A 22,446-nucleotide genomic window follows, 5' to 3' on the forward strand; every position below is an offset into this window, starting at 1 on the left:
GTGCTGGCGCATCCCGGCCCTGCGCTGCTCGACGCGGTCACCGCGCGCGACGAGCTGTCGATGCCGCCCAAGATCACGCTCGAGCAGATGAAGGGGTTCAGCCTCTATATGGCCAAGGCGGTGATCAGCGGGCGGGGGGATTCGGTGCTCGAGCTCGCCAAGACCAATGCGGGGCTGCTCAAGCGCTTCCTCCCGTAGCGGACCGGCGGTCGGTCTTCGGCGGGAAAGCGGGGCGGCGGATGCCGCCGCCCCGGAACGAGGCTTAGCGGTAGCGCCAGCCGCCATGCCAGCGGTCGCGATGCTGCCAATAGCGATGACCGTCCCAATAGCCCTGATTGCGGTAATAATTGCCGATCACGAGCGGACCGGGGCCGATGACGGGCGGGCCGTTCGGGCGGCAGTGGCCATAGGGCCCACGATGTCCGCCCGGGCCGCAACCTTCGGCTGCCAAAGCGGGGCTGAACGCGGCCAGCGCGGTGCTGGCGGCGATTGCGGCAAAAATGACTTTTTTCATTTCACTCTCCTCTTGTTAGAGCTTGGCGAATATGGCCGGGCTTCCTTGAACGCACGCTGAGGCGGATGTTGCCCGCGGTTCAGCTTTTTTCCGAAGACGCGCGCGCCCAGCCGGCGGCCGCGGGTTGCAGAGTCGCCAGAAAGGCCTCGGCGCTCGCCAGATAGTCGGCGCGTCGCTCGGCCGTCATCCGATCCCAATTGGCGTACATGTTGACCATCCGGTGGTTGCCGCGGAAGCGCCGCGCATTGCGATCGAGAAATGACCAGTAGAGCGCGTTGAACGGGCAGGCATCGGGCCCGGTCTTCTTCTTCACGTCGTAGCGGCAGCGCCCGCAATAGTCCGACATGCGATCGATATAGGCGCCGCCGCCGGCATAGGGCTTGGTGGCGAGGCGGCCGCCGTCGGCGTGCTGGCTCATCGCGATGACGTTGGGCAGCTCGACCCATTCATAGGCGTCGGCATAGACGACGAGGAACCAGTCGGCGACGTCCTGCGGGCGCACGCCGGCCAGCATCGCGAAATTGCCGAGCACCATCAGCCGCTGGATATGGTGCGCATAGCCATGGTCGCGGGTGGCGCGCACCGCCTCGGCAAGGCACAGCATCTGGGTCTCGCCGGTCCAGTAGAATTCGGGCAGGGGACGCGTCGCGCCGAGCGCATTGGCGTCCGCGACCGCGGGCATCTCCATCCAATAATAGCCGCGAATATATTCGCGCCAGCCGATGATTTGGCGGATGAAGCCTTCCGCCGCGTTGAGCGGCACGTCGCCGGCGGCATAGGCCGCGGCCGCCGCATCCGCGACCTCGCGCGCGGTCAGCAGCCCGAGATTAAGCGCCGGGCTCAGCCAGCTATGGTAGAGCCAATCCTGCCCGGCCACCATCGCATCCTGATAGGTGCCGAAATCGGGCAGCGCGGTGCGGACGAAATGCGCGAGCGCGGCGCGGGCATCGGTTGCGGTGACGGGCAGCGCGAAATGTTCGAGCCGACCGAAATGGTCGGCGAAGCGGTCGGCGACCAGCGCCAGCACCGCGCGGGTGGTCTCGTCGGGCGCGACCTGCAGCGGTTCGGGATAGTTGAGCCCGCGCTTGGGCGGCGCGCGGTTCTGCTTGTCGAAATTCCACGCCCCGCCTTCGGGCTTGCCGTCGGCGGTCATCAGCAGCCCGGTCTTGCGCCGCATCTCGCGATAGAAATATTCCATCACCAGATCGTGCCGGGCCTGCGCCCAGGTCTGATATTCGAGGATGCCGCAGACGAAGCGGTCGTCGGCGAGGACGTCGACGGGCAGGCCGAAGCGCGCCGCCCAGCCATCGATCATCGTCTTGACGCGCCACTCGCCGGACTCGACGATGCGGATCGTCGCGGGCCGGTGGCGCGCGACCGCGCGCGCCACTTCGCCGGTGAAGCTGCCGCTGTTCTCGGGATCGTCGAGCCGGATATAGTCGACCTGCCAGCCGGCCGCGCGCAGCTCGTCGGCGAAATGGCGCATCGCCGACAGGATCAGCGCGATCTTGCGCTTATGGTGCCGGACGTAGCGGGTCTCGTCCGCCACCTCCATCAGCAGCACCACGGCATCGCCCCGGTCGACTCCGGCCAGCGAGGCAAGCGTATGCGAAAGCTGGTCGCCGAGGACCGGGATGAGGATTGTCATATGCCCGCGCCAACGCGCGGATCGACCGGCGGATGCAGCGGCACGCGACGCGCCCGTCCGCGACGGCGCGGATCGCAGTGCGGGGCGCTTGCCCGCGGCCCCACAAGCGGGCAGGGGCAACGCCCAACCAGGGAGTTCAGACTATATGGCGAGCCGCCTCGAGATCGACCAAGCCAGCGTCACCGACAACGACATCGCCCGGCAGGTCGAGTTCACCGCCGAGATCGATGGCGACGAACGCGACTTCGCGGTGAAATATGACGTGTTCAAGGAGCTTAGCGGCGACGAGCCCGAAGACGACGCGCTCGAACTGTTCGAGCGGTTCAGCGACGAGATCCTCGACGCCTGCGCCGAGGCCGCCGCGCGTCAGCCGTCGGCCAATGTCGTGACGATCGACGAGGGCGATCTCGAATAGGCCGACCACCCGGCATCGAGGTGCTCGATCCGATCGCCTCTGGACAGGCCGCGGGGCAGGAGCGAGACGGCGGCATGCGTCTCGCTCTGCCTCTCCTCGTCCTGCTCGCGCTTGCGGGATGCGGCCGCCACGGCGTGCCGCTGACCCGCGAGCAGCTGGCGACGGTCCAGCGTGCGGTCGACAGCTGCACCGCGGCCTCCGCCAGGCTCACGCCCCATCTCAAGGCCAAGGATCATGCCGGCGCGCAGACCGCCGCGATCGATGCTCGCAACGGCTGTTCGGTCGCGCGCGGCGATGTCGTCAAGGCGGTCGGGACGGGCTCGCGGCTCGATGCCTGCTATTTCGCGATCGACCGGCAGGAGGCGGCGCAGGTCGCCGAACTCCGCAGCCTCGACGACCCGACGCTGGACAATGGCCGCGCCGTGCTGGCGGCGCTCGACGATGCGATCCGGCAAGGCGGCGCCTGCACGACGGCGATACATGCCGCGGCGCAAGGCGGCTGAGGCCAGGCTCCGCTGCGCCAACGGATAGTATCCGCCGCGGAGGGTCGGCACGGGCGCAAGGATAGAGCGCGTCCGCGAGCATGTCCGCCTCCGAGGCGCTTTAGCGAACCGCGCGCGACCGCCACGCGACGACCACAGCGTTACCCATCTGCCATGATGCGTTGCAATCGTAGCAATTTTCATTGTGCGGTTGCAAAATATTGCGTCCCTTTGCAATCTGCCGACACAATCTGGCCTGGGGACGGAGGCGTCTGACCTCTGCCGCGGGCCGGGCATCGAAGGGGTTCGATCATGACACAGGCACGTTTCCTCGCATGCACCGCTATGACCGCGCTCGGGCTGGCGCTGGTCGCCGGTCCGGCCGGTGCGCAGACCGGCACGCCGGCTGTGGCCGATCCCGCGCACACCGCCGAAGGGATCGCGCCCGCCGGTACGACGTCGGATGCGCCATCCCCGTCGAGCCCAGCGGCCGGCGACGAGATCGTCGTGACCGGCTCGCGCATCCGCCACAGTGCGCTCGACCAGCCGTCGCCGGTGACCTTCGTCGACCAGGCGGACATCGCGCGCACCGGTCTCTCCTCGATCGCCGACGTGCTGCAGCGCCTGCCGAGCTCGGGCGGCGGCCTCAACACCAAGAACAACAGCTCGGGCAATCTCGGCAACCCGCAGGACGGCGGCGGCGTCGGCGCCGGCGCGTCCGAGATCAACCTGCGCTATCTCGGCTCGAAGCGCACGCTGGTGCTGGTCGACTCGATGCGCGTGGTCAACGCCTCGTCGGCCTCGGGCGTGCCGGGTTCGGTCGATCTCAACACCATCCCGCAGGCGGCGATCGAGCGGGTCGAGGTGCTGCAGGACGGCGCCTCGGCGATCTACGGGTCGGACGCGATCGCGGGCGTGGTCAACATCATCACCAAGACCAAGCAGGACGGGCTCGAACTCAGCGCGCAGCAGGGGCTGTTCAAGCAGGGGGACGGCTATACGCAGAATTACGACATGTCGTACGGCTTCGGCAGCGCCAAGACCGGTACGCAGATCGTCATCGGCGGCAGCTACGTCCAGCAGAAGCCCGTGTTCGACGGCGACCGCGCCTTCTCCGCCTTTCCACATCCGTTCCTGACCGCCTGCGACAGCAATTGCTCGTCGGCGACGCCCAACGGCCGCTTCATCCTCAGCGACAGCCAGGATTATACGCTGAAGGCACCGGTCGCCGGCCGCCCTGCCTACAATCCGCTCGATCCGACCGGTGCCGCCAGTTCGTTCAAGGATTTCACCACCGCCGACCGCTATAATTTCGCGCCGACCAACTATCTGCTGACGCCCTACAAGCGCTATTCCGCCTTCGCCAATGTCGAGCAGCCGTTCAGCGACGCGATCAAGTTCAGCGGCAAATTCTTCTTCAACCGTCGCGTCTCGGCCAACCAGGCGGGGCCGCTTCCGCTGTTCATCGGGCCCGACGCGGGCAACGGCAATCTGCTCGACACGATCACGATCGACGGCAGCAACCCCTATAATCCGTTCGGCACGCTGTCGGCGGGCGGGGCGGGCCAGCCGCCGGCCAATTACGAGTTCGTCGCGCGGCGCCTCGTCGAAGGCGGCCCGCGCCATTATTCGCAGACCGTCGACACCTATTACGGCACCGCGACGCTGAGCGGCAAATTCCCGTTGCTCGGCCACGACTGGTTCTGGGACGTCAACGGCGTCTACGGCACCACCCATGCCGCGCAGACCTTCACCGGCAACGTCAACGCCGCGCATGTCGCCGAGGCGCTCGGGCCGATCGCCGACTGCACCGGCGCCTGCGTCCCGCTCGATCTGTTCGGCGGCGCGGGCTCGATCACGCCCGCGCAGTACAATTACATCGCCTTCACCGAACATGACCGTTCGATGCAGCGGATCTGGGACGGCACCGCCAACCTGACCGGCACGCTGTTCGATCTGCCCGCGGGCCCGGTTGGCATCGCGCTCGGCTACGAGCATCGCGATCTCAAGGGCTCGTTCACCCCCGATCCGGTGATCCAGGCCGGGCTCGGCGCCGACATCCCCGCGCAGGCGACCGCGGGGCAATATAATGCCGACGAGGTCTACGGCGAGCTCTCGGTGCCGGTGCTCAAGGACAAGCCCTTCTTCGAGATGCTCAACGGTTCGTTCGCGGCGCGCTATTCCAACTATTCGCTGTCGGGTTCGAAGGTGACGCTCAAGGCCGGCGCCGACTGGAAGCCGACGCGCGACCTGCTGCTGCGCGGCAGCTATGCGCAGGGCTTCCGCGCCCCCTCGATCGGCGAGCTGTTCGGCTCGCTGTCGCGCTTCGACGATCCCGTCACCGATCCGTGCGACTTCATCAACGCGCCTGGCGTCGCCGCCAACGTCCGCACCAACTGCATCGCGCACGGCGTGCCGGCCAGCGGCACCTACACGCAGCAGGGTGGCCAGCTGCCGGTGCTGACCGGCGGCAACGAGGCGCTCAAGCCCGAGACCTCGCGCAGCTTCACCGCAGGCGGCGTCTACGGCGCGTCGTGGGCGCATGACTGGGCGCGGGTGCTGACCTTCGAGGCGAGCTACTTCCACATCAAGGTCAAGAACGCGATCGGCGCAATCGACGCGACCACATTGCTCAACCGCTGCGCCGACACCGGCGACGCGCTGAGCTGCGCCGCGATCACGCGCAGCGCCGACGGCCAGGTCACGCAGATCGTCGGGACGCTGCAGAACATCGCGGGGATCAAGACCGACGGGCTCGACCTCAACTTCAACTATCGCTCGCCGACCACCAAGATGGGCAGCTTCGGCCTCTATTGGGCCAACACGCTGCTGTTCAGCTATGCCGACAGCGTGCCGTCGTCGGACGGGACCACCACGACCAAGCGGCAGGGCACCGAGTCAGGCAGCCAGGCCTATCCCAAGTACAAGTCGGTCGCGACGCTCGACTGGTCGCTGGGCCAGTTCACCGCCTCGGTCACCGGGCGCTATTTCAGCAAGGTGCATGAATCGACCGGCGACTTCATCGGCCACGAACTCGGCCGCCGGCTTTACGGCGATCTCCAGCTGGTCTGGGACACCAAGATCGACCGGCGCGACTTCAGCTTCTCGGTCGGCGTCAACAACATCGCCGGCACCGCGCCGCCCGCTTGCTACAGCTGCCAGCTGAGCAATTACGATCCCGCGCTGTACGACCTGCCGGGCCAATTCTTCTATGCCCGCGTCGGGGTGAAGCTCTGATCGCCTAGCGCAGGCGGCGATGCGGCAGGCCCGCGGACGGGCCGGCCGCATCGTCCTGCCGATATCGCACCAGCGATTGGGGACGTGTCTCGCCGCATTCGCGTCACGGCGTATCGCTGGGCCAACATGGATCAACCGACGCTAAATTGTTCCGGCGCCGTCTTTTTGTTAGGGTAATGCCGATCGTGGAACCGATCGTGCGTTGGCTCTTTCCATTTGTTGGACAAGCTGATGCAACGCGCCATCGGCGCTGGTGTCGGATTGGGAGCGTAGCGATGAACGACGTCAAGACTCCGCCGCCCGAGCGGCCTGGCGAGGAAGATCGTATCGCCGTCCTCGCCGACAAGCTGGTCGAGACGTTCGGCGCGCATGCCTGCGACGTGATCGAGCGGCAGATCGACGTTCACGACAGCGATGAGGGTCGCGCTACATGGATCGCAATTTGGGAACGGCTTTGTTCCCCAGCAGCCCGCCGCGCATGATCCGGATCGAGATCTGCAGCTGATCGGCACAATAGACGTCGACCTTTGCCGGCCGCTCCCCGTCGGCGTCGGGGCGATGCGCGTCCAGTCCATCCGCCAGCCGGATCGCATAGCTCGCCGCGTCGCCCAGATTTTCACATTCAGCCTGTAACTCGCGCGTATCGTTTACGTGCACGAGATACACCGCGAACACCCCCACTGCACCCCTCCGGTGACGCCCAGCGCTGGTTCAATTTCCAGCACGGGCTTAAAGTTCCGCAGCTCGCGGGCACGCCCCGAGAAAAGCCGAAGTTAACCCAGCCGGGACGGTTATTCCTTAACTTCTGTAAGGTTTTGAGCGTGCTGACCGCAGCGGAGAGCGCGCCATGCGCGACGGGGCGACGCGCGATCGTGCCCGGTGTCGAGACCGAAATCTCGTCGCGGATGGTCCGTCGTTCGGCTAGTGGCGAGGCCCGTAGCGGCTCGATTCGACCGATACGACGGCACCGGCGTGGTCGCCGAGCGGAATTGCGGCGGTACCGTAAAAATCGCGCGCGCCGCCGGTGCCGATCATCGCGCCGACCTCGCCGTGGATCTGCCGCCCGCCGGTGCCCGCACCGCCCAGCCCGGCGCGGGCCGCATCGACGGTCGCCTCGGTCTGGTGCGCGGCGATGTCGGCTTTCTCGTCCGGCGTCAGGCGAAGCGTCTCGACGGTCGATGACGGCGCCGACTGCGCCAGCGCGGGCGCGGCCATGACCAGCGCGAGCGCGAGGGCCCCGGCAGATCGGATCGCTGTCATGCTCGCCCCGGTTGCATCATGGACACAAGCTTTAGCGGATCGGCACGCCGATAGGAATGCGGCGCTGGTCAGCTCTTCGGCAGATCGCGCGCCGACCAGCCGCCGCCCAGATCCTCGACCAGCACCACGCTCGACTGCAGCCGCTCCTGCAGCACGGTGAGCACATTTTGCGAGGCGGTCAGCGCGGTCGCCTGCGCGGTGATCACGGTGGTGTAGTCGACCGTGCCCTCGCGATACTGGTTGAGGTCGAGCTGCACCGCCTGGCGGGCCGAGGCCTCGGTCTGCAGCAGCACCGCCTGCTCCTGCTGGTAGACATGCAGGGCGGACAGCTCGTCCTCGACGCCCTGGAAGGCGGTGAGCACGGTCTGGCGGTAGGTGGCGACCGACTCGTCATAAGCGGCGCGCTGCTCGCGGACCCGGGCGCGGCGTGCGCCGAAATCGATCAGCGTGTCGGCGAGCTCGGCGCCCACCGACCACAGGCTCGCCGCCGAGGTGAACAGGCTGCCGATGCTCGAGGCGCCGCTGCCATAGTCGCCCGAAAGGGTGAGGCTGGGATAATAAGCAGACACGGCCACGCCGACCAGCGCGTTGGCCGAGGCCATGCGGCGCTCGGCCGCCGCGATGTCGGGGCGTCGCTCGAGCAGCGACGAGGCGACGTCGGTCGGCGCCACCGGCACGTCGCGCGCGAAGGTGGCGGGGGTGATCGTCAGCGCGGCGGGGGGCACGCCGACCAGCACCGCGATCGCATGTTCCATCGCGCTGCGCCGGACGCCGACGTCGATCAGCTGCGCCTGCGCGGCATAGAGCTGGGTCTGCGCGGTGATCACCGCCGAGCGCGCCTGCGTGCCATAGGTATATTGGTTGGTCGTGACGGTCAGGAATTTCTGATAGTCGGCGACGGTGTCGTGATAGAGGCGCGACTGCTCGTCGAGCACGCGCAGCGCGAAATAATCCTCGGCGAGCGACCCTTGCGCGGCGAGCCGGGCATTGGCGAGATCGGCGGCGCTCGCCTGCGCGAGCGCCGTGTCGCTCTCGACGGTGCGGCGGACCTTGCCCCACAGATCGGGAACCCAGCTGGCCTCGAGCTCGGCGACATAGGTGGTGCGGATCGAGGTCCCGCTGGAGCTGGTCGTGGTCGCGCCGGCACCGGTCGTGCCGGTGCTGCCGGTCGTTCCGCTGCTCGTCCCTGTCGTGCTGGTGCTGGTCCCGGTGCCGGTGGTGCCCGCCCCGGTCGTCCCCAGCGAACTGATGCCATTGGGTTCGCGGCTGTGCGTCGCGCTGCCCTCGGCGCCGATCGTCGGGAAGAAGGACGACCGGGCCTCGGCGACGACCTGGTGGGCCTCGCGGTAGGCGGCCTCATATTGCGCGACGGTCTGGTTGGAGGTCGCGACGCGCTGCTCGAGGCTGTCCAACTGGGCGTCGTGGAACATCGACCACCAGGCGCCGCGATCGATCGCGTCGGCGGGCTGGCTCGGCGCCCAGCCTGCCGCCTCCTTGAACCGCGGCGAAACCGGCGCGGTCGGCCGATGATAGTTGGGGCCGACGGTGCAGCCGGCGAGCGCCGCCAGCGCCGTCCATCCCGCCAGCCTGTTGAGCGATGTCCTCATGCCGTCACCGGGGCAGAACCGCCGTCACGGTCGGGGCGTGGATGGGCATCGCCTTCGGACTCCTGCTCGCGATTGGGGCGCAGCTTGTCGAGATAGGTATAGACCACCGGCGTGGTGAACAGCGTGAGGATCTGGCTGACCAGCAGCCCACCGACGATCGCATAGCCCAGCGGCTGGCGGAATTCGGAGCCGGTGCCGCTCATCAGGATCATCGGGATGCCGCCGAACATCGAGCAGGCGGTGGTCATCAGGATCGGCCGGAAGCGCTGCGCCGACGCCTTTTTCGCGGCGTCCTCGGCAGAGAGATGTTCGTCGCGTTCGAGCCGCATCGCGACGTCGATCATCATGATGCCGTTCTTCTTGACGATGCCGATCAGCAGGATGATCGCGATGATCCCGATCACATTGAGGTCCTGTCCCGCGAAGCGCAGCGCGAGCAGCGCCCCGACACCCGCCGAGGGCAGCGTCGACAGGATCGTCAGCGGGTGGATGAAGCTCTCGTAGAGCACCCCCAGGATCACATAGACCGCGATCAGCGCCGCGAGGATCAGCACCGGCTCGGTCGACAGCGACTGCTGGAACGCCTGTGCATTGCCCTGGAACGCGCCGGTCAGCGCACTCGGCGCGCCGAGCGTGTCGCGCGCATCCTGCACCGCCTTGGTGGCCTGGCTGAGCGAGATGCCGGGCGCCAGGTTGAAGGACAGCGTGGTCGAGGGATATTCGCCCTGGTGGTTGACGGTCAGGCTGCTGGTGCCCGACTGGGTCGCCTTGACGAACAGCGACAGCGGCACGCTCTTCCCGGTCGTCGTCGAGAGGATGTAGAGCGAATTGAGGATGTCGGGCGAGGCCTGCATCCGGGGCGGCGCCTCGACGACGATGTGATAGCTGTTCTGCTGCGTGAAATATTGCGCGACCTCGTCCTGGCCCAGCATCTCATAGACCGCGCTGTCGATCTGCGTCGGGGTGATGCCGAAGCGCGCGGCGGCGTCGCGGTCGATCTGCAGATTGAGCGAGCCCGCCTTGGACTGCTGGTCCGAGCTGACGTCCTTGAGATCGGGCTCCTTCTGCAGCGCCGCGAGCAATTTCGGCGACCAGCTGTTGAGCTCGGTCAGGTCGGTGTCGGACAGCGTGTACTGATATTGCGCCTGGCCCGCGCGGCCGCCGACATTGATGTCCTGCGTCGCCTGGAGGAAGGTCTGCGCGCCGACGACCTGGGCGAGCTTGGGGCGCAGCCGCGCGATGATCTGGTCGGCGGTCGCCTCGCGGCCGCTGTCCTTGGGCTTGAGCGCGATGAACAGATTGGCCTGGTTGGCGCCGCCATTGCCGACGAACATGCCGACGCCGGCGACGCCCGGATCCTGGCCGATGATGCGCCCGACCTGCTCGACCTTGCTATGCGTGCCGGTGAAGCTGTTGTCCTGCGCGGTGAGCATGACGCCGCTCAGGAAGCCGGTATCCTCCTGCGGGAAGAAGCCGGTGTTCGAGGTCGCATAGAGGATCACCGCGGCGACCAGCGTCAGCAGGAACACGATCAACGTCGGCAACCGGTGGTGCATGACGATGTCGAGCCCGCGCTCATAGCGTTCGTCGAGCCATTTGAAGCCGCGTTCCAGCGCCTTGGTGGCGCGGTGCGTCGGCGGTGCCGGGCGCTTGAGGAACTGGCTGCACAGCATCGGGGTCAGCGTCAGCGTCAAGGCCATCGAGACCAGCACCGCGGCGCTGAGCGTCACGGCGAACTCGCGCATCAGCAGCCCGACGACGCCGCCCATGAACATCAGCGGGGTGAACACCGCGATCAGCGAGATCGAGATCGACAGGATCGTGAAGCCGACCTCGCTGGCGCCGGCGAGCGCCGCCTCGAACGGGCTCGCACCATGCTCGATATGCTGCCAGATCACCTCGACCATGACGATCGCGTCGTCGACGACGAAGCCGACGCCGATGCTGAGCGCCATCAGCGACAGATTGTCGAGACTGTAGCCGAGCGGCAGCATCACCGCCGCGGCCCCCAGCAGCGCGAGCGGGATCACGGTGCTCGGGATCAGCGTCGCGCGAACGTCGAGCAGGAAGACGAAGATCACGATCACGACGAGCACGACCGTGATGATCAGCGTCTTCTCGACGTCGAGCACCGCGGCGCTGATCGTTTGCGTGCTGTCGCGCAGGATGTGGACGGCGATGCCCGGCGGGATGTTCTGCTCGAGCTGCGGCAGCTGCTTGCGGATCGCCTGCACCGTCTTGATGACGTTGGCGCCGGGCTGCCTGAAGATGACGAGCAGGATGCCCTGATCGGCCTTGAAGCCCGCATCGTCATTGGCCTTGCCGGGAAAGACCCAGGCGCCGACCTGGTTGTTCTCGACGCTCGGGATCGCTTGCCCGACGTCCGAGATCTTGATCGGCGCGCTGTTGCTGTAGCCGATGACGAGATTCTGCCAGCCGCTGGCGTCGAGGATCTGGTCGTTGGCGTAGACGGTCAGCCCCTGGTTGGGGCCGGTGATCGAGCCCTTGGGCGCATTGGTGGTCTGCGCGACGATCTGCGCGCGGATCGTGTCGATCTGCAGGCCGCGCGCGGCGATCTTGCGCGGATCGAGCTGGATCCGCACCGCGGGCTTCTGCTGGCCGCCGATATTGACGAGGCCGACGCCCGAGATGCGCGACACCTGCTGCGAGAAGATCACGTCGGCATAATTGTCGACCTGGTCGAGCGGCAGCGTATCCGAGGTCAGCGACAGGATCATGATCGGCGGATCGGCCGGGTTGGTGCGGCGGATCGTCGGCTGAGCGGGCAGGTTGGTGGGCAGCTGCGCGCTCGCCGCGTTGATCGCCGACTGGACCTGCTCGAAATCCGAATCGATGCTCTGGTTGAGCTGGAACTGGAGCGTGATGCTGGTCGTGCCAAGCGAACTCACCGAGGTCATCTGGCTGATCCCCGGGATCAGCGAGAATTGCCGCTCGAGCGGGGTCGCGACGTTGGACGCCATCGTTTCGGGACTGGCACCGGGCAGGCTCGTCGACACCTGCAAGGTCGGGAAGTCGACATTGGGCAGGGCTGCGACCGGCAGGCTGAAATAGGCGACGAGGCCGACCAGCAGGATCGCGACCGCGAGCAGCGTGGTCGCGACCGGGCGCTCGATGAAGGGGCGCGAGAGGCTCAAGCGCCGGCCTGCTGCGGTGCGGTCTGCACGACCCGGACGACCGAATTGGCCTTGAGCGTCATCGCGCCGTCGGTGACGACGATGTCCCCCGGCTTCACCCCGCTCTTGACGGCGGTCATCTGGCCTTCGGCGCCCTCGACGACGATCGGTCGCATCACCGCCTTATTGCCTGGGCCGACGATGAACACGAACGTCCCCTTCGGCCCGCGATTGATCGCGTTGGTGGGAATGATCGTGGCGTTGGCGAGGGTCTGCGTCGCCAGCTTCACGTCGACGAACTGACCCGGCCAGAGCGTCTTGCTGTCGTTGACGAAGCGCGCCTTGAGCTCGACGGTGCCGGTTGCCGGATCGACCTTGTTGTCGGCGATGCGGACCTCGCCCGAACCGAGCAGGGTGTTGTCTTCCTGGCTGTAGGCCTGCACCGCGAGCGGCTTGCGGAAGCCGTTGGTGAGCGCGCCGATGCGCTGGAAATCGCCCTCGGGGACGGTGAAGGTCACCGCGATCGGCTGGATCTGGTTGATCACGACGATGCCGCTGCCGGTCGAACTGGTCGGCGAGGTCGTGCTGGTCGCCGCCGCCGTGCTCGGCGTGCTCGCGGTCGAACCGCTGGCGCTGACGATGTTGCCCGGATCGACGAGCCGCACGCCGGCGCGGCCGGTCACCGGCGAGACGATGTGGCACCAGCGCAGGTTGACGCGCGCCGCGGCGACGGTGCCCTTGTCCAGCTGGACGGTGCCCTGGTCCTGCGCGACGGTCGCCTCTTGATCCTCGACGGTCTGGCGCGCGATCGAGTCCATCTGCTGGAGATGCTGGTAGCGGATCAGGTTGCGCTGTGCGCCGGCGAGCGTCGCCTGGTCGCGGTGCAGCGTGCCCTCGGCTTGCTCGAGCACGGCTTGATAGGGGGCCGGGTCGACTTCGGCGAGCACCTGGCCGGCATGGACCTCGCTGCCCTCGGCGAAGTTGACGCGGAGCAGCTTGCCGCTGACCTGCGCGAAGATCGTGTCGCTGGTCCAGGCCTGCGCCGCGCCGAGCGCGGAGACCGAGATCGGCAGGTCGCGCGACGCCGCGCGGACCGCGGTCACCGGGATCGGCGGCGGCGGGGCGGCCTTCTGCGGCTTTTGATGGAAGATCGCCCAGCCAATCAGCGCGAGCACGATGCATCCGAGGATGGCGAACACCCAAAAGCGCCGGCGCCGCGCTGCGACCATTCACGTCTCCAGTTCGATCATGACGGCCGCTGTGGCCGCAGAGGCGGGTGCGACCACGACGTGGCTGCGGGATTTCAGGCGAGAGGCTTAATCCCGCCGATAGCGATTATCCGATTGCAATTGTGACATCCACCGATTGCAGCATTATTTCCACGTAATCATTGTGCCGGCTCGCGTCATCGCCTGCAACGCGATCCGCGCGCGGACGCCCGGGCCGCCCACCCATTCATCGCTCCCGCGAAAAGCGGCGGCGCGGCGCGTCCGCGGGTGGCGGTGGCGATTGCCGGATGGCAGTCCACCGCTACGCGCCGGGGGGAAATCGCATGACCGATGCCAGGACGAGCCGCGATCTGCCCGAGACAGGTCGGCGGCGTGACGACGCGGCGCGCCGGACTGCTGCGATCCTCGGCGACGGGCCGCGGCTCCTGCCGGTCGAGATCGACGGGCATTCGGCGGGACTGCGGTTGATCATGCAGCGCATGGCGCAGGTCAATGTGGCGCTCGACTGCCCGGAGACGGCGGCGGTCACCGACTATCTCGCCGCCGACGGGAGGCCGGAAGGCGCCGATGCGGCGACCGCGGCGGCGCTCTCCGAGATCGTGCTGACGATGGTGCGCCATGCCGAGCTGTTCGCGGTGCAGACCGACGTCGGCATCCAGTTGCTGGCGAGAGGGACGCTGTCGGCGCGCGACCGCGAACTGGCGATCCTCCGGATCGGCTGGCTGTGCCGTGCACCCTATGAGTGGGGCGAGCATGTGCTGGTCGCGAAACGGATCGGGATCGGCAGCGAAGAGATCGAACGGGTCACGCACGGCGCCGGCGCCGAGGGATGGAGCGCGCACGAGCGCGCGATCCTGCGCGCGGTCGAGGAGCTCTTCGAAGATGCGATGATCAGCGACGCGACTTGGGCGACGCTCGCGGCGACGCTCGACGAGCGGCAGCTGATCGAGCTGCCGATCCTGGTTGGCCAGTATCAGACCGTCGCTTATTATCAGAACGCGCTGCGGCTCCGGCTGCACAACGACAATGCCGGGCTCACCGCGCGCTAGGGGCTGGGATCATGCTGACCGTTCACCATCTCGGCGTCTCGCAGTCGGAACGGATCGTCTGGCTGTGCGAGGAACTGGGCGTCCCCTACGATCTCGTCCGCTACGAGCGCCTGCCGAGCATGGCGGCGCCGCCCGCCTATAAGGCGCTGCATCCGGTCGGCACCGCGCCGGTCATCACCGATGGCGACCTGGTCCTCGCCGAGACCGGCGCGATCGTCGACTATGTCGCGCGCCGCCACGCGGCGGGGCGGTTGCTGCTCGGCCCCGATCATCCGGACTTCGCCGACTTCCTGTTCTGGTTCCATTATGCCAACGGATCGATGATCCCCGCCTTCATGATGGACATGACCGCGCAGCGGCTCGGCGCGCCGCGCAGCAGCGATCGCAGCGACATCGCCTTCGCGCTGGTCGAGCGCCGGCTCGGCGCGGCGACCTGGTTCGCGGGCGACGACTTCACCGCCGCCGACATCATGATGGTGTTCCCGCTGACCCGCGCACGCGCCGCCGCGGGTCGCGACATTGCCGGGCTGCCGAATCTGGCGGCCTATCTCGAACGGGTGCGCGCGCGTCCCGCCTACCAGGCCGCGATGGCGAAGGCCGAACCGGGCGGCGCAGAACCGGACGGCGCGCAGGCCTGATCGACCGGCGGCGGGTTCAATGCGGCAGCGATCGCCGCAACGCGAAGATGACGAACCCGAACAGGAAGACGACCGCGAGCAGCCCGACGAGCTTGGCCCAGACGATCAGCGCGTCGCGGCGGGGCGAGGAGGGGCGTTCGGCCACTTAGCCCGCCGTTTCCATGCGTCGATCGATCACGGCTGTCCCCCTGGCGCGACCCTCCGCGCCGGTCCCGCCGATGTCAATCCATGGGCACTGCGTATAGCGCTTTTGGGGCAGACAGCGACACGCGAGCGGGACGACATCGGGGTGCGCTACCGTCACCAGCCGCGATCGGCCGACGCTCCGCGTGCCCAGGGGTTCGAAGCCGCGGGCGCCCGGGTCTCTCGCGCGGTGCCGGCAAAGGACCAATCTCGGGCAGCTGGCATCTTGCCGGTTCGGGCATCGCCTGCTATCTGAATTGTCTGAGTAATAAAGGCGATATCAAGATGATCAAGGGCTCCATCCTCATCGGCGGGCAGGACCGCGTCGGCAGCAGCTTCTTCCAGGCGGTCGACCCCGCGACCGGCGAGCAGATCGAGCCGCCCTTCGCGTCCGCCGGTGCCGCCGAGGTCGAGCAGGCCTGCGCGTTGGCGGAGGCGGCGTTCGAAAGCTTCTCGGCGACCACGCCCGAGGCCCGCGCCGCCTTCCTCGACGCCGTCGCCGATCGCATCGCCGCGCTCAAGGACGATCTCGTCGCGCGCGCGATGCGCGAGAGCGGGCTGCCCAAGCCGCGGCTCGAGGGCGAGGTCGGCCGTACCGTCGGCCAGCTCCGCCTGTTCGCCGGCGTCGTCCGCCAGGGCGACTGGCTCGACGCGACGATCGATCCCGCCATGCCCGATCGCCAGCCGCTGCCGCGCGTCGATCTGCGCCGTGCCAATGTCGCGCTCGGGCCGGTCGCGGTGTTCGGCGCCTCGAACTTCCCGCTCGCCTTCTCGGTCGCCGGCGGCGACACCGCCTCGGCGTTCGCCGCCGGCTGCCCGGTGGTGGTCAAGGGCCATCCCGCGCACCCCGGCACCGGCGAGCTGGTCGCGCGCGCGGTCAGCGAGGCGGTTGCCGCCTGCGGGCTGCATGAGGGCGTCTTCTCCTATCTGCCCGGTCCCTCGATCGAGCTCGGCGGCGCGCTGGTCGCCGATCCGCGGATCAAGGCGGTCGGCTTCACCGGTTCGCGCGGGGGCGGCCTCGCGCTGCTCAAGATCGCTTCCGAGCGGGCGGAACCGATCCCGGTCTATGCCGAGATGTCGAGCATCAACCCGGTGATCCTGCTCCCCGCGGCGCTCGAGGCGCGCGGCGACTCGATCGCGACCGGCTTCGTCCAGTCGCTGACCATGGGGGCGGGCCAGTTCTGCACCAATCCCGGGTTGCTGATCGCGATCGACAGCCCCGCGCTCGACCGCTTCGCCGAGGCGGCGGGCGCGGCGCTGACCGCCAGCGCGCCGGTGACGATGCTCACCCCCGGCATCCATTCGAGCTTCGAGCAGGGCGTCGCGGCGCTCGAATCGCACAAGGCGGTCAAGGTCGTCGCGCGCGGCTGCGTCGGTGACGGCGTCAACCAGGCGCGCGGCGCCTTGTTCGAAACCGACGCGGCGAGCTTCCTCGCCGACCCGGTGCTCGGCCACGAGGTGTTCGGCTCGTCCTCGGTGCTGATCCGCTGCCAGACCGTCGCCGAGATCAAGCAGGTGATCGCCGGGCTCGAGGGCCAGCTCACCGCGACGCTGATGATGGACGAGGCCGATCATGCGATGGCCGCCGAGCTGGTCATGCCGCTCGCCGCCAAGGCCGGCCGCGTGCTCGCCAATGGCTGGCCGACCGGTGTCGAGGTCAGCCATGCGATGGTCCATGGCGGCCCCTATCCGGCGACCTCGGACGGCCGCACGACCTCGGTCGGCAGCCTCGCGATCGCGCGCTTCCTGCGCCCGGTCTGCTTCCAGAACCTGCCTGACGCGCTGCTTCCCGCCGCGCTGCGCTCGGACAATCCGTGGCAGGTCGCGCGCCGCGTCGACGGCGTCGTCGCCCGCGGCTGATCGCCATGCCACCGGGCGGGGTTGCGACCCCGCCCGGATCGGCGCCGCCTGTTTGTGAGAGGAAGAAACTTGGCCCTGTCGCTCGTTCAGTTCCGGGAGGCCGGCGGGCGCGGTGTCGCCGCGCTCGGCGATCATGGCGCGCGGCGCGTCGTCGGCGCGACCAGCGTGCTCGATCTCGCCCGCGCGGCGATCGCGGCGGGGCAGGGGCTGGCCGAGGCGGTCGCGGCGGCGGGTGACGGCGGCGCGGTCGATCTCGATACGGTCGAGCTGCTCGCGCCGATCGACCATCCCGATACCGCGCATCTGCTGCTGACCGGCACCGGGCTCACCCATCTCGGCTCGGCCGAGGGCCGCGACCAGATGCACCGCGCCGCCAAGGACAATCCCGAGCCGACCGACTCGATGAAGATGTTCCTGATGGGCGTCGAGGGCGGCAAGCCCGCCGACGGCGGCGTGGGCGCGCAGCCCGAATGGTTCTACAAGGGCGACGGCTCGTGCCTTGTCGCGCCGAACCAGCCGATCGCATCGCCGGCCTTCGCGCTCGATGCGGGTGAGGAGCCCGAGATCGCCGGCGTCTATCTGATCGACGCCGACGGCATGCCGGTGCGCCTGGGCTATGCCCTCGCCAACGAGTTTTCGGATCATGTCACCGAGCGCGGCAATTATCTGTGGCTGGCGCACAGCAAGCTGCGCCAGGCGGCACTCGGCCCCGAGCTGCTGGTCGGCGACCTGCCCGCCGACGTCCGCGGCACCAGCCGGATCGTCCGCGACGGTGCGACGATCTGGGAGAAGCCGTTCCTGTCGGGCGAGGCCAACATGTCGCACTCGCTCGCCAACCTCGAGCATCATCATTTCAAATATGGGCTGTTCCGCCGCCCGGGCGATCTCCACGTCCATTTCTTCGGCACCGCGACGCTGTCGTTCAGCGAAGGCGTCCGCACCGAGCCCGGCGACGTGTTCGAGATCGAGGCGGCGCCGTTCCGCCTGCCGGTGCGCAACCCGATCGCGATCGCCGCGCCCGTGCCGGTCGCGGTGAGGGCGCTCTGATGGCGGTCAAGCTCGCCGTCGTCGGCCTCGGCAAGATCGCGCAGGACCAGCATCTCCCCGCGATCGCGGCGTCGTCGGACTTCGACCTGCTGTGCGGTGCCAGCATCGCCGGCGAAAGCCCGCGCGGCTGCACCTACCGCGACATCGAGACGATGCTCGAATCCGAGCCCGACATCGCGGCGGTGTCGCTCTGTCAGCCGCCGCAGGTCCGCTTCGCCGCCGCGCATGCGGCGCTGCTCGCTGGCAAGCATGTCCTACTCGAAAAGCCGCCGGGGGCGACGCTGAGCGAGGTCGAAGCGCTGGTCGATCTGGCGGCCGAGCGCGGGCTGACGCTGTTCGCCGCCTGGCACAGCCGCTACGCGCCCGCGGTCGCGCCGGCGCGGCAGTGGCTCGCGGGCAAGACGGTCGAGGCGGTGCGGATCACCTGGCGCGAGGATGTCCGCGTCTGGCATCCCGGCCAGACGTGGATCTGGCAGCCGGGCGGGCTCGGGGTGTTCGATCCCGGGATCAACGCGCTGTCGATCGCGTCCTATCTGCTGCCGGCCTTCCATCTCGCCGAGGGGACCTTGTCCTATCCCGCGAACCAAGCGGCGCCGATCGCGGCCGAACTCTGCTTCACCACGCTGGACGGCGCGCCGGTCATCGCCGACTTCGACTTCCGCCAGACCGGCCCGCAGACCTGGGACATCCGCATCGACACCGATGCCGGCGAACTGCTGCTGTCCAAGGGCGGCGGCGCGCTGGCGATCGCCGGCGTCGCGCAGCCGCTGCCCGCCGAGGCGGAATATCCCAGCCTCTACGCGCGCTTCGCCGCCTTGATCGCGGCCGGCGAGAGCGATGTCGACCTGCGCCCGTTCCGCCACGTCGCCGACGCCTTTCTGCGCGCGGGGCGGCGCGAGGTCGAAGCGTTCGTCGAATAGCGGCACGGGACTGGCGCATCGAACGCCGGGTCCGCGCCGCCACGCGGTAGCGCGCCTCACCGCAGGTCGAGCACCACCACCGATTTGGGCGGCAGCGCCACGCTCAGCGTGTCGCCGCTGACCGTGGCGCCGGTGAACGCGGTCGGCACCACGCCATCGGGCCGGTCGAACGTGTTGACCGTATCCATCGCCGGCGCGGTGAGGATCGTGCCGCCGACCTGCGTCGCGGTCAGCCCCGCCAGCCGGATCGTCACCGTCTGCGGCCGGTGCGGATCGAGATTGGCGAGGCCGACATGGACCTGCCCCGCGGTGTCGCGCACCGCCGAGGCGCTGACCGCGGGCATCGCGAACTCGTCCTTGTCATAATAGGGTGAGGAGAGCTCGATCGGCAGCGCGGTCGCGTCCTGCCAGGGCTTGTAGAGGTCGAACACCCAGTAGGTCGGGGTGCGCACCATCCGCGCGCCGTCGGTGAGCAGCATCGCCTGCAGCACGTTCACCATCTGCGCGATCGCGGTCATCTTCACGCGGTCGGCATGGCGCACGAAGATGTTGAGGTTGATCGCCGCGACCAGCGCGTCGCGCAGCGAATTCTGCTGGTAGAGGAAGCCGCTGTTGGTGCCGCGCTCGACATCATACCAGGTGCCCCATTCGTCGACGACCAGCCAGACGCGCTTGGCGGGATCATATGTGTCCATGATCGCGGCATGCCGGGTGAGCAGATCGTCCATCCGGAGCGTGTGCGCCAGCGTCGAGGCCCATTCATGCTCGGCAAAGCCCGTCGCCGATCCCTTATGCTCCCAGCTTCCCGGGAAGGTGTAATAATGCAGCGACAGCCCGTCGATCTGCTTGCCCGCTTCGCGCATCATCACCTCGGTCCAGTGATAATCGTCGGTGTTGGGGCCGCTGGCGATCTTCCGGATCGTCTGTCCGGCGGGCGGCTTGACGAAGGTCGCGTAGCGGCGGGTGACGTCCGCGCCATAGTCCGCGCGCATATTGCCGCCGCAGCCCCACAGCTCGTTGCCGATGCCGACATAGGGCAGCGTCCAGGGCGCCGGATGACCGTTGGCGGCGCGCTGCCTGGCGAGCGTCGAACCGGAGGGGGAGGTCATATATTCGACCCAGTCGGCCATCTCGGCGGGGCTGCCGTCGCCGACATTGCCCGAGACATAGGCCTGCGCGCCGAGCCGGTCGAGCAACCCCATATATTCATGCGTGCCGAAGGCGTTGGTCTCGGCGACGCTGCCCCAGTGCGTGTTGATCTTGACCGGGCGCTTGGCCGCGGGGCCGATCCCGTCGCGCCAATGATATTCGTCGGCGAAGCAGCCGCCCGGCCAGCGGATCGCGGGCACCTTGAGTTCGCGCAGCGCGTCGAGCACGTCGCGGCGATAGCCGTCGACATTGGGGATCTTCGAGCCCCGGCCGACCCAGATCCCGCCATAGATGCCGTGCCCGAGATGCTCGGCGAACTGGCTGAAGATCTGGCGGTTGACGCGCGGGCCGGGCTGGTCGGCATGGATCGTCATCGTCGCCGGTGCGGCCGTCCCGCCGGTCTGCGCGAGCACCGCGGCCGGCAACGCGGACGACAGCAGCAGCGCGGCGGCGACGCGCGCGACGCGGTGCCGGACGGACGGTGCGATGCGCATGATGATCCTCCCCTTATTTGTATGACAAGTGGGATAAGCAGTTGAGGACAGGCGATCAAGCGTCCGCCACCGTCTCTCGACAAGATCATGGCCGCCACCCATAGTCGCGCGACAACGGGGAGAGTGTGGGTTGGTGAGCAGGGGAACGCCGCGATTTGGGCGGCTGGGCGAGGCGTCGGGATCGCGGCGCATCCACGGCGCGATCGCGCATGACCTCGGCGTCGCGATCGTCAGCGGGGTCCATCAGCCGGGCGACATCCTCTCCGGCGAGATCGAATTCTCCGAGCAGCTCAAGGTGTCGCGCAGTGCCTATCGCGAGGCGGTGCGCATCCTCGCCGCCAAGGGGCTGGTCGAGAGCCGCCCCAAGACGGGCACGCGTGTGACCGAGCGCAGCCGCTGGCAGCTGCTCGATCCCGACGTGCTCGCCTGGTCGTTCGAGTCCGAGCCGAGCGAGGATTTCATCCGGGACCTGTTCGAGCTGCGGCTGATCGTCGAGCCCGCTGCCGCCGAGCTCGCCGCGCGGCGCCGCACCGAGCAGGATCTGGTGCATATGAGCGCGGCGCTCGAGGAGATGGCACGCTGGGGGCTTGCCGACGCGCAGGGCCAGGCCGCCGACCAGCTGTTCCACAACCGCATCCTGCAGGCGACGCGCAATGCGCCGCTGATCTCGCTGTCGAGCTCGATCGAGGCGGCGGTGCGCTGGACGACGATCTTCAAGCAGCGCAAGGGCAAGCTGCCGCGCGACCCGCTGCCCGACCACCGCCTCCTGTTCACCGCGATCGCCGCCGCAGACCCGGCCGCGGCGCGTGGCGCGATGACCGAGCTGGTCCACCTGGCGCTCGAGGATACGGCGATGTCGCTGCGCGCGTGAGGCGGGGCGGCGGGTGGTGGTAGCGGATGCCCGGCGCTGGTGGGAAGCGGACAGTCCTTTTGTTCGTCGTCCCGGACGTGATCCGGGATCCATAGACGCGGCATCCGCTATTGAGGCGCTGCGCCTATGGATTCCCGCTTTTGCAGGAATGACGGCAAGTGGTGGGGAGCGGTCATTCATCTCTGCCACTAGGCTAAACCTCGTTCTTGGCGAGATGGGCCAACACTCGGGCCAGCAGCGACGCGCACCTTGCCCTCGCTCGCTCGCTGTCGCCCAACGAGTTGCGGTCCAGAAGGGCAAAATGTCGTACGGCCGATCCGACTGGAAATTGCTTCCAGCTCAAGTCTAGCCATTCGGCGTTCGCATCTTGGCCACGCACGTTCCAGAAATGCTGTTCAACGCTGGCGCCTGTCCAAACGTCGCCTTTGGCGATCTCATACTCTGGATAGAACCATTGAACGACCCGCGACGTCGGATAGCACTGGCCGTAAGCCGGATTATCCGGACGCGTCTCCCCCATGTATGATGTTAGGTGGTCCCAAGAGGCCTCCAGCGCTCGCGTCAGAGCTGGCAATTCCACGTTAGGGGGAGCGATGGGCTGCTGCATGACGCAGTGATCGCTCAAGTCGCCGATGTCCGCAATTGGGCGGAAGGGGCGAGACCTATTTACCGTCGTAGCTGATCATGCCCAATCCAACGTAGCACACGC

The 22,446-nt window shown here is 68.1% G+C and carries 19 protein-coding genes and 1 pseudogene; 10 read left to right on the plus strand and 10 right to left on the minus strand.

The genetic code is table 11. The features are described from left to right. Positions 1 to 198: pseudogene (locus tag Q0326_RS03250) on the plus strand (ubiquinone-dependent pyruvate dehydrogenase); the annotation flags it as partial. A gap of 64 nt (positions 199 to 262) precedes the next feature. Here Q0326_RS03250 and Q0326_RS03255 read toward each other — a convergent pair. Together Q0326_RS03255 and Q0326_RS03260 are read right to left on the minus strand one after the other, a co-directional pair. Further along, positions 263 to 514, minus strand: a complete 252-nt coding sequence (locus tag Q0326_RS03255; RefSeq protein ID WP_298687058.1) for a hypothetical protein — start codon at positions 512 to 514, stop codon at positions 263 to 265. A gap of 79 nt (positions 515 to 593) precedes the next feature. Continuing rightward, positions 594 to 2,162 (minus strand): cryptochrome/photolyase family protein, encoded by a 1,569-nt coding sequence (locus Q0326_RS03260; RefSeq protein WP_298687060.1) that lies wholly within the window; start codon positions 2,160 to 2,162, stop codon positions 594 to 596. A 145-nt stretch (positions 2,163 to 2,307) separates the two neighbouring features. On the opposite strand from Q0326_RS03260, the gene Q0326_RS03265 reads away from it, so the two are divergent. The 3 genes from Q0326_RS03265 (at position 2,308) to Q0326_RS03275 (ending at position 6,296) form a co-directional block, all read left to right on the plus strand. Next, positions 2,308 to 2,577: a DUF1488 family protein gene (locus Q0326_RS03265; protein WP_298687063.1), complete on the plus strand. Its 270-nt coding sequence runs from the start codon at positions 2,308 to 2,310 to the stop codon at positions 2,575 to 2,577. 74 nt (positions 2,578 to 2,651) lie between these two features. Next, positions 2,652 to 3,080: a hypothetical protein gene (locus Q0326_RS03270; RefSeq protein WP_298687065.1), complete on the plus strand. Its 429-nt coding sequence runs from the start codon at positions 2,652 to 2,654 to the stop codon at positions 3,078 to 3,080. 291 nt (positions 3,081 to 3,371) lie between these two features. Further along, positions 3,372 to 6,296, plus strand: a complete 2,925-nt coding sequence (locus tag Q0326_RS03275) for a TonB-dependent receptor (protein WP_298687067.1) — start codon at positions 3,372 to 3,374, stop codon at positions 6,294 to 6,296. Between the two features lie 131 nt (positions 6,297 to 6,427). On the opposite strand, the gene Q0326_RS03280 is transcribed toward Q0326_RS03275, so the two are convergent. The 6 genes from Q0326_RS03280 to Q0326_RS03305 all read right to left on the minus strand — a co-directional run bounded on the left by Q0326_RS03280 (position 6,428) and on the right by Q0326_RS03305 (position 13,472). Beyond that, positions 6,428 to 6,703 carry a hypothetical protein gene (locus Q0326_RS03280; protein WP_298687069.1) on the minus strand — a complete coding sequence of 92 codons (276 nt, stop codon included), beginning with the start codon at positions 6,701 to 6,703 and terminating at the stop codon, positions 6,428 to 6,430. 19 nt (positions 6,704 to 6,722) lie between these two features. Then, positions 6,723 to 6,977, minus strand: coding sequence for a hypothetical protein (locus Q0326_RS03285; RefSeq protein ID WP_298687071.1), 255 nt, complete (start codon positions 6,975 to 6,977; stop codon positions 6,723 to 6,725). Positions 6,978 to 7,217: 240 nt separating this feature from the next. Next, complete coding sequence (locus Q0326_RS03290) at positions 7,218 to 7,556, minus strand: hypothetical protein (RefSeq protein ID WP_298687073.1); 339 nt, start codon at positions 7,554 to 7,556, stop codon at positions 7,218 to 7,220. Positions 7,557 to 7,624: 68 nt separating this feature from the next. Further along, the gene (locus Q0326_RS03295; RefSeq protein ID WP_298687075.1) at positions 7,625 to 9,163 is read right to left on the minus strand and encodes an efflux transporter outer membrane subunit; all 1,539 of its coding nucleotides are present in this window, start codon (positions 9,161 to 9,163) and stop codon (positions 7,625 to 7,627) included. Next, positions 9,160 to 12,318 carry an efflux RND transporter permease subunit gene (locus Q0326_RS03300; RefSeq protein ID WP_298687077.1) on the minus strand — a complete coding sequence of 1,053 codons (3,159 nt, stop codon included), beginning with the start codon at positions 12,316 to 12,318 and terminating at the stop codon, positions 9,160 to 9,162. Before Q0326_RS03300 ends, Q0326_RS03295 begins: the two co-directional genes overlap by 4 nt. Continuing rightward, the gene (locus tag Q0326_RS03305; protein ID WP_298687079.1) at positions 12,315 to 13,472 is read right to left on the minus strand and encodes an efflux RND transporter periplasmic adaptor subunit; all 1,158 of its coding nucleotides are present in this window, start codon (positions 13,470 to 13,472) and stop codon (positions 12,315 to 12,317) included. The genes Q0326_RS03300 and Q0326_RS03305 overlap by 4 nt, the downstream gene beginning before the upstream one ends. Positions 13,473 to 13,849: 377 nt before the next feature. On the opposite strand from Q0326_RS03305, the gene Q0326_RS03310 reads away from it, so the two are divergent. Both Q0326_RS03310 and Q0326_RS03315 read left to right on the plus strand, forming a co-directional pair. Then, a complete protein-coding gene (locus Q0326_RS03310; protein ID WP_298687081.1) occupies positions 13,850 to 14,575 on the plus strand; it encodes a carboxymuconolactone decarboxylase family protein in 726 nt (241 codons plus the stop codon). Between the two features lie 11 nt (positions 14,576 to 14,586). Further along, positions 14,587 to 15,213: a glutathione S-transferase gene (locus Q0326_RS03315; RefSeq protein WP_298687083.1), complete on the plus strand. Its 627-nt coding sequence runs from the start codon at positions 14,587 to 14,589 to the stop codon at positions 15,211 to 15,213. A 16-nt stretch (positions 15,214 to 15,229) separates the two neighbouring features. Here the strand turns inward: Q0326_RS03315 and Q0326_RS03320 are convergent, their stop codons facing one another. Next, on the minus strand, positions 15,230 to 15,358 hold the full coding sequence (locus Q0326_RS03320) for a hypothetical protein (protein ID WP_298687085.1): 129 nt from the start codon (positions 15,356 to 15,358) through the stop codon (positions 15,230 to 15,232). A 323-nt stretch (positions 15,359 to 15,681) separates the two neighbouring features. On the opposite strand from Q0326_RS03320, the gene Q0326_RS03325 reads away from it, so the two are divergent. From Q0326_RS03325 to Q0326_RS03335, 3 genes are all read left to right on the plus strand, one after another. After that, entirely contained in the window at positions 15,682 to 17,256 is a 1,575-nt protein-coding gene (locus Q0326_RS03325) for an aldehyde dehydrogenase (NADP(+)) (RefSeq protein WP_298687087.1), read from the plus strand. A gap of 69 nt (positions 17,257 to 17,325) precedes the next feature. Further along, complete coding sequence (araD1, locus tag Q0326_RS03330) at positions 17,326 to 18,303, plus strand: AraD1 family protein (RefSeq protein WP_298687089.1); 978 nt, start codon at positions 17,326 to 17,328, stop codon at positions 18,301 to 18,303. After that, on the plus strand, positions 18,303 to 19,223 hold the full coding sequence (locus tag Q0326_RS03335; protein WP_298687091.1) for a Gfo/Idh/MocA family oxidoreductase: 921 nt from the start codon (positions 18,303 to 18,305) through the stop codon (positions 19,221 to 19,223). The genes araD1 and Q0326_RS03335 overlap by 1 nt, the downstream gene beginning before the upstream one ends. A gap of 56 nt (positions 19,224 to 19,279) precedes the next feature. Here Q0326_RS03335 and Q0326_RS03340 read toward each other — a convergent pair whose 3' ends face one another. Continuing rightward, complete coding sequence (locus Q0326_RS03340) at positions 19,280 to 20,866, minus strand: alpha-N-arabinofuranosidase (RefSeq protein WP_298687093.1); 1,587 nt, start codon at positions 20,864 to 20,866, stop codon at positions 19,280 to 19,282. Between the two features lie 133 nt (positions 20,867 to 20,999). Between Q0326_RS03340 and Q0326_RS03345 the strand changes: the two genes are divergently transcribed. Continuing rightward, positions 21,000 to 21,737: a FadR/GntR family transcriptional regulator gene (locus Q0326_RS03345; protein WP_298687095.1), complete on the plus strand. Its 738-nt coding sequence runs from the start codon at positions 21,000 to 21,002 to the stop codon at positions 21,735 to 21,737. The last annotated feature ends 709 nt before the right edge of the window (positions 21,738 to 22,446 follow it).

Source organism: uncultured Sphingomonas sp., from assembly GCF_937859915.1.
In the GTDB taxonomy this organism is placed as follows: domain Bacteria; phylum Pseudomonadota; class Alphaproteobacteria; order Sphingomonadales; family Sphingomonadaceae; genus Solisphingomonas.

What these genes read in the sequence shown, in the direction of transcription:
- Q0326_RS03315 (WP_298687083.1), top strand. Translation starts at nt 14,587, where the DNA reads ATGCTGACCGTTCACCATCTCGGCGTCTCGCAGTCGGAACGGATCGTC.
- Q0326_RS03275 (WP_298687067.1), top strand. Translation starts at nt 3,372, where the DNA reads ATGACACAGGCACGTTTCCTCGCATGCACCGCTATGACCGCGCTCGGG.
- Q0326_RS03255 (WP_298687058.1), bottom strand. Translation starts at nt 514, where the DNA reads ATGAAAAAAGTCATTTTTGCCGCAATCGCCGCCAGCACCGCGCTGGCC.
- Q0326_RS03270 (WP_298687065.1), top strand. Translation starts at nt 2,652, where the DNA reads ATGCGTCTCGCTCTGCCTCTCCTCGTCCTGCTCGCGCTTGCGGGATGC.
- Q0326_RS03265 (WP_298687063.1), top strand. Translation starts at nt 2,308, where the DNA reads ATGGCGAGCCGCCTCGAGATCGACCAAGCCAGCGTCACCGACAACGAC.
- Q0326_RS03290 (WP_298687073.1), bottom strand. Translation starts at nt 7,556, where the DNA reads ATGACAGCGATCCGATCTGCCGGGGCCCTCGCGCTCGCGCTGGTCATG.
- Q0326_RS03260 (WP_298687060.1), bottom strand. Translation starts at nt 2,162, where the DNA reads ATGACAATCCTCATCCCGGTCCTCGGCGACCAGCTTTCGCATACGCTT.
- Q0326_RS03325 (WP_298687087.1), top strand. Translation starts at nt 15,682, where the DNA reads ATGATCAAGGGCTCCATCCTCATCGGCGGGCAGGACCGCGTCGGCAGC.
- Q0326_RS03335 (WP_298687091.1), top strand. Translation starts at nt 18,303, where the DNA reads ATGGCGGTCAAGCTCGCCGTCGTCGGCCTCGGCAAGATCGCGCAGGAC.
- Q0326_RS03340 (WP_298687093.1), bottom strand. Translation starts at nt 20,866, where the DNA reads ATGCGCATCGCACCGTCCGTCCGGCACCGCGTCGCGCGCGTCGCCGCC.
- Q0326_RS03310 (WP_298687081.1), top strand. Translation starts at nt 13,850, where the DNA reads ATGACCGATGCCAGGACGAGCCGCGATCTGCCCGAGACAGGTCGGCGG.
- Q0326_RS03295 (WP_298687075.1), bottom strand. Translation starts at nt 9,163, where the DNA reads ATGAGGACATCGCTCAACAGGCTGGCGGGATGGACGGCGCTGGCGGCG.